The following is a 6,459-nucleotide window of genomic DNA, read 5'->3' on the forward strand; positions in this document are numbered from 1 at the left end:
CGGGCCGCCCCCCCCCCCCCCCCCCCCCCCCCCCCCCCCCCCCCCCCCCCCGACCCCCCCCCCCCCCCCCCCCCCCCCCCCCCCCCCCCCTCCTGCGCGGTCCGGAGGCGTTCCGCTACGGCCTGCGCGCCGAGGTGACCCGGTAGACGTCGTAGACGCCCTCCACGCCGCGTACGGCCTTCAGGACGTGGCCCAGGTGCTTGGGGTCGCCCATCTCGAAGGTGAAGCGCGAGGTGGCCACCCGGTCGCGGGAGGTCTGGACGGCCGCTGACAGGATGTTGACGTGCTGGTCGGACAGGACGCGGGTGACGTCGGAGAGCAGCCGGGAGCGGTCCAGCGCCTCGACCTGGATGGCGACCAGGAAGACCGAGGACTGGGTGGGGGCCCACTCGACGTCGAGGATGCGCTCGGGCTGCTGGGAGAGCGAGTCGACGTTGACGCAGTCGGCGCGGTGCACCGATACGCCGCTGCCGCGGGTGACGAAGCCGATGATGGGGTCGCCGGGGACGGGGGTGCAGCAGCGGGCCAGCTTGACCCAGACGTCCTCGACGCCCTTGACGACGACGCCGGGGTCCGCGTTGGCGCGGCGCTTGCCCCGGCCGTGGGTGGGCGGGGTGGACTCGGCGATGTCCTCGTTGGCCTCGTCGTGGCCGCCGAGCGCCTGCACCAGCTTCTGCACGACGCCCGCCGCGGCGACGTGGCCCTCGCCGATCGCCGCGTAGAGCGAGGAGATGTCGGGGTAGCGCATCTCGTGGGCGAGGGTGACCAGGGAGTCGCCGGTCAGGATGCGCTGGATCGGCAGGTTCTGCTTGCGCATGGCCCGCGCGATGGCGTCCTTGCCCTGCTCGATGGCCTCGTCCCGGCGCTCCTTGGAGAACCAGGCGCGGATCTTGTTGCGCGCCCGCGGCGACTTGACGAATCCGAGCCAGTCCCGCGAGGGTCCGGCGCCGGCCGCCTTGGAGGTGAAGACCTCCACCAGGTCGCCGTTGTCGAGGGTCGACTCGAGCGGGACGAGCCGCCCGTTGACGCGTGCCCCTATGGTCCGGTGGCCGACCTCGGTGTGGACCGCGTAGGCGAAGTCGACGGGGGTCGCGCCGGCGGGCAGCGCTATCACGTCGCCCTTCGGCGTGAAGACGAAGACCTCGTTGCGCGAGAGGTCGAAGCGCAGGGACTCCAGGAACTCGCTGGGGTCCTCGGTCTCCTTCTGCCAGTCCAGCAACTGGCGCAGCCACGCCATGTCGTTGACGGTGTCCTGGCCACGGCCGGTGTTGCGGGGGACGTCGGTGCGCACCTTGGAGGCTCCCGCGACGGCCTCCTGCTTGTACTTCCAGTGCGCGGCGATGCCGTACTCGGCGCGGCGGTGCATGTCGAAGGTGCGGATCTGGAGCTCGACGGGCTTGCCGCTGGGACCGATCACCGTGGTGTGCAGCGACTGGTACATGTTGAACTTGGGCATCGCGATGTAGTCCTTGAACCGCCCCGGCACCGGGTTCCACCGGGCGTGGACGGTCCCGAGCGCGGCGTAGCAGTCGCGGACCGTGTCGACGAGGACCCGGATGCCCACCAGGTCGTAGATCTCGGCGAAGTCGCGGCCCCGCACGATCATCTTCTGGTAGACGCTGTAGTAGTGCTTGGGGCGGCCGGTGACGGTGGCCTTGATGCGGGCGGCGCGCAGGTCGGCCTGGACCTCGTCGGTCACTATGGCGAGGTACTCGTCGCGCTTGGGGGCCCGCTCGGCGACGAGCCGGACGATCTCGTCGTACATCTTGGGGTAGAGGATCGCGAAGGCGAGGTCCTCCAGCTCCCACTTGATGGTGTTCATGCCCAGCCGGTGCGCCAGCGGGGCGTAGATCTCCAGCGTCTCGCGGGCCTTCTTCTCCTGCTTCTCCCGCTTGAGGTAGCGCATGGTGCGCATGTTGTGCAGCCGGTCGGCGAGCTTGATGACCAGGACGCGCGGGTCCTTGGCCATGGCGACGACCATCTTGCGCACCGTCTCGGCCTGCGCGGCCTCGCCGAACTTGACCTTGTCCAGCTTGGTGACGCCGTCCACGAGCAGGGCGACCTGGTCCCCGAAGTCGCGGCGCAGGGTGTCCAGGCCGTACTCGGTGTCCTCGACGGTGTCGTGGAGCAGGCCCGCCATCAGCGTCGCCGGGTCCATGCCCAGCTCGGCCAGGATGGTGGTGACGGCGAGCGGGTGCGTGATGTAGGGGTCGCCGCTCTTGCGCTTCTGGCCCCGGTGCCAGCGCTCGGCGACCTGGTAGGCGCGCTCGATCTGGCGGAGCGTGGCGGTCTCGATCTTGGGGTCGTTGCCCCGGACCGTACGCAGCAGGGGTTCCAGGACCGGGTTGTACGGGCTGGAGCGCTGGACGCCCAGGCGGGCGAGGCGGGCGCGGACCCGGTTGGAGGAGCCGCCGGAACGGGGGGCGGCGCCCGCCGGCGCCGCGGGCCTCAGCGGTGCGGGCGGGGCGGGGGGCGGGGGCTTGGGCCCGGCGGCCGGTTTCGCGGGGGGCTGGGGCGCGGCGCCCTCGGGGGCGGTCGGCGGCGCGGCGTCCGGGGCGGCGGCCGGCTCCGGGGGCGCGGGCTTCGGCGCGTTCGAGGGCGCGGCGGGGGCCGCCGCGGGCTTCTCGGGCTGCGGGGCGGCGGCTGACTGGGCCTCGTCTGGCAAGAGCGCTCCTCGGGCGAATCCGGAGTCCCCGGAAGGCCCATGGTATCGAGCCCCCGGCGAGACCTCTCCCGGGGACGGCGGCGGCCCCCGCGACGGAGGACGGGCACCCGGTTCGTTCCCGAGCGCCCGTCCCCCGCGTGCGTGTCCGTCGCCGGACGGCGACCAACGGCTCAGACCGTGATCAGCGCCTCCAGCGGTGCGCCCCGCAGGGCCGGCTCCAGGCGGGCCCGGCCCGGCAGGAAGCTGAGCTCCATGAGCACCGCGACCCCGGCGACGCGCGCGCCGGCCCGGCGGATCAGCTCCAGCGACGCCTCGGCGGTGCCGCCGGTGGCGAGGACGTCGTCGATGACCATGACCCGGTCATCGGCGTCGAGGTCCTCGGCGTGGATCTCGATCTCCGCGCTGCCGTACTCCAGCTCGTAGGACTGGCCGAGCGTGGCACCGGGGAGCTTGCCGGCCTTGCGGACCGGGACGAATCCCAGGCCCGCGCGGACCGCCGCGGGCGCGGCCAGGATGAAGCCGCGCGCCTCCAGGCCGACGACCTTCGTGGCACCGTGCCGGACGCACAGCTCCGCTAGGGCGTCGGTGAGGGCCGTGAAGGCCACCGGGTCCGCGAGCAGCGGGGTGATGTCCTTGAACACGACGCCCGGCTTCGGGTAGTCGCTCACGTCGCGGATACGGCTGAGCAGCAGCTCCCGCGTCGCCTCGGTGGTACGGGTCATCACTCAGCGCTTTCCGGGGGTGCGGCCGTGCGAACGCGGCCGGCCGGCCGCCGTGCCCGCCGTCTCGGCGTCCTGGGGGTCGTCCTCCCGCCATTCCCCGGTGCCGTCGTCGGGGGCTTCGCCGCGGGCGGCCGCGGCCGCCCGCTTGGCGAGGACCCGCTTCTTCAGCGCCTTCATCTGCGGGTCGCGCTCCTTGAGGTCGGCGACGAGCGGCGTGGCGATGAAGATCGAGGAGTACGCGCCGGCGGCGAGACCGACGAACAGCGAGAGCGAGATGTCGTTCAACATGCCCGCGCCGAGGAGGCCGCCGCCGATGAACAGCAGGCCGGCCACCGGCAGCAGCGCCACCACGGTGGTGTTGATGGAGCGGACCAGGGTGCTGTTGATCGACCGGTTGGCGATCTCGCTGTAGGTGTAGCGGGTCTGCTTGGTGATGTCCTTCTGGCCCTCCTTCAGGCTGTCGAAGACGACCACCGTGTCGTACAGCGAGTAGCCGAGGATGGTCAGCAGACCGATCACCGTGCCCGGAGTGACCTCGAAGCCGACCAGCGCGTAGACGCCGACCGTGATGGTGATGTCGTGGACCAGCGCGATGAGGGCGGCGACGGCCATCCGCCACTCGAAGGCGATGGCGAGGTAGACCACCACCAGGATCATGAAGACCCACAGGCCGGTCCACGCCTTGTCGGCGATCTGCTCGCCCCAACTGGGGCCGACCAGGTCCGCGTTGATCTTCTCGGCGGGGATGCCCAGCTCGTCGGAGAGGGTCTCCTTGATCTCGTTCGCCTTGGCGGTGTCGACCTCGGTGATCTGGATGCGCAGACCGCCGTTGCCCAGTTCCTGGACGATGGCCATGTGGCCGGAGGCCTCGGTCGCCACGTCCGTGGCCTCGGAGGTGGAGATCTTGGCCTGGGTGTCGGTCGTGAAGACCGCGCCGCCCTTGAACTCGATGCCCATGTTGAGCCCGCCGACCACCAGGCCGATGACGGCCGTGATGGTGATCAGGATCGAGACGCCGTACCAGATCTTGCGGTTGCGGATGAAGTCGTAGCCGACCTCGCCGCGGTAGAGCCGGGCGCCGAGATTGCCGAGTCGCGACATCTCACGCCTCCTTCGGTTCGGTGGGGGCGTTGACACGGCGCGAGCGGCGCAGCGGCGGCTGGGCGCCGAGCCGCTTGGGGTCCAGACCGGACCAGGGGCCGCCCTTGGAGAAGAACTTCGTCCCGCCCATGAGCGTCATGAGCGGCTTGGTGAAGAGGAACACCACGACGACGTCGAGCAGCGTGGTCAGGCCGAGCGTGAACGCGAAGCCCTGCACCTTGCCGACGGTGACGACGAAGAGCACGGCGGCGGCGAGGAACGACACGAAGTCGGAGACCAGGATGGTGCGCCGGGCACGGGGCCAGGCGCGCTCGATGGCCGGGCGGAGCGTGCGGCCTTCGCGGATCTCGTCCCGGACGCGTTCGAAGTACACGATGAACGAGTCCGCCGTGATCCCGATGGCGACGATGGCGCCGCAGACCGCCGGGAGGTTGAGCGCGAAGCCGATGGCCGGTCCGAGCAGGGCCATGATCGTGTACGTCAGGACGCCGGAGGCCAGCAGGCTGAGCAGGGCGATGAAAGCGAGGCCCCGGTAGTAGACGACCAGGTAGACGATGACCAGCGCCAGGCCGATGGCGCCGGCGATCAGGCCGCCCCGGAGCTGCTCGCCGCCGAGCGCGGCGGTCACGGTGGTGACGCTCATCTCCTTGAAGGTGAGCGGCAGAGCGCCGTAGGAGAGGATGTTGCCGAGGTCCTCGGCCGACTGCTGGTTGAAGCTGCCGGAGATCTGGGCGTTCTTGCTGAGCGCCGTGCGGACCGAGGGCGCGGAGACGACCTCGCCGTCGAGGACGATCGCGAACTGGTTCATCGGCGGCTGCTGCTGCGAGAGCCGGCTGGTGATCGTCTGGAACTTCTTGGCGCCGGCGGAGGTGAACTCCATCGACACGATCCACTCGCCGGTCTGCTGGTCGATGGCGCCCTCGGCGTCGTCGACGTCGCTGCCGGAGACCTCGGCGGGGCCGAGGACGTACTTCTCGTAGCTGCCCGGAACGTTGGAGCCGCACGCGACGATCGAGTCGGTGGGCTTGGCGTTCTTGCCGGCCTCGGAGCGCTGCTTCGGGTCGGTGCAGTCGAGCTTGGCGAACTCCTCCTGGAGCTTGGCCGTCGCCGGGTCCGCGGAGGGCGTGGCCTCGGGGGAGCCGGAGGGCTTCGCCGTGCCGGACGCGGTGGGCGTCGGGTCCTTCTTCAGGGCCCCGGTGACCGCCCGGCCCTGGGTGGTGGCGCTCGCGGAGGGGGTGGCCTCCGCGCCGGTGGCCTCCTCGCCCTTCTCCTTGTCCCCGGCCTTCTCCCCGCTCGCGGCGGACTCACCGGCGCTCGGCGTGGCCTTGCCCGAGGGAGAGGCGGAACCGGAGGGCGCGGGCTGCTCGGGGCCGCTCGCCTGCACCGTCAGGACAGGCCGGAAGTAGAGCTGGGCGGTGGTGCCGACCTGCTCCTGGGCCTGCTTGGAGTTCGTCCCCTTGGGGATGTTGACGATGATGTTGCGATCGCCCTGGGTCTGGACCTCGGCCTCGGAGACGCCCAGCCCGTTGACGCGGCGCTCGATGATGCCGACCGCGGTCGCCATGTTCGTCGGGTTGATCGCGTTCGGCTTGCCGGGCTGGTTCTGCGCCTCCAGCGTGATCGACGTCCCGCCGGCGAGATCGATGCCCAGCCGGGGCGTGGTGTGCCCGGACACGAACATCCCGCCGACGAGCGCGACCATGGCGATGAGGATCAGGACCAGGGAACGCCCCGGCCTGCCCTGGCCGCCGGACGGCCCTCGGCCCTTCTTGGCTGCTGCCACCTTCTCGTTTCTCCCTGTCCAACCGCCCCGCGCCGGGTACGCGCCCGAGCGGCCACGAAGTGTTGTGGGGGCCTGCCCCCGCAGACGACCGCACGGCCCCAGAGGACGTCGGGGGGGGGGGGGGGGGGGGGGGGGAGAGGGGCGGGGGGGGGGGGGGTGGTCGGGCTCGCCTCTGGGATTGTCCGCGG

4 protein-coding genes are annotated in these 6,459 nt (G+C 71.6%); all 4 read right to left on the reverse strand.

The annotated features are described in order from the left end of the window. Nucleotides 1-115: 115 nt before the first annotated feature. Nucleotides 116-2,665: a RelA/SpoT family protein gene (locus tag ACZ6EJ_RS21130; RefSeq protein WP_469269100.1), complete on the reverse strand. Its 2,550-nt coding sequence runs from the start codon at nt 2,663-2,665 to the stop codon at nt 116-118. A 170-nt stretch (nt 2,666-2,835) separates the two neighbouring features. Next, the gene (locus tag ACZ6EJ_RS21135) at nt 2,836-3,387 is read right to left on the reverse strand and encodes an adenine phosphoribosyltransferase (RefSeq protein WP_469269101.1); all 552 of its coding nucleotides are present in this window, start codon (nt 3,385-3,387) and stop codon (nt 2,836-2,838) included. Nucleotides 3,388-3,390: 3 nt separating this feature from the next. Next, nucleotides 3,391-4,488 carry a protein translocase subunit SecF gene (secF, locus tag ACZ6EJ_RS21140; protein ID WP_469269102.1) on the reverse strand — a complete coding sequence of 366 codons (1,098 nt, stop codon included), beginning with the start codon at nt 4,486-4,488 and terminating at the stop codon, nt 3,391-3,393. 1 nt (nt 4,489) lies between these two features. Further along, entirely contained in the window at nt 4,490-6,271 is a 1,782-nt protein-coding gene (gene secD / locus ACZ6EJ_RS21145) for a protein translocase subunit SecD (RefSeq protein ID WP_469269103.1), read from the reverse strand. Between the last annotated feature and the right edge of the window lie 188 nt (nt 6,272-6,459).

It is taken from the genome of Streptomyces sp. NPDC041970 (assembly GCF_055588985.1).

What these genes read in the sequence shown, in the direction of transcription:
- ACZ6EJ_RS21135 (WP_469269101.1), bottom strand. Translation starts at nt 3,387, where the DNA reads ATGACCCGTACCACCGAGGCGACGCGGGAGCTGCTGCTCAGCCGTATC.
- secF (WP_469269102.1), bottom strand. Translation starts at nt 4,488, where the DNA reads ATGTCGCGACTCGGCAATCTCGGCGCCCGGCTCTACCGCGGCGAGGTC.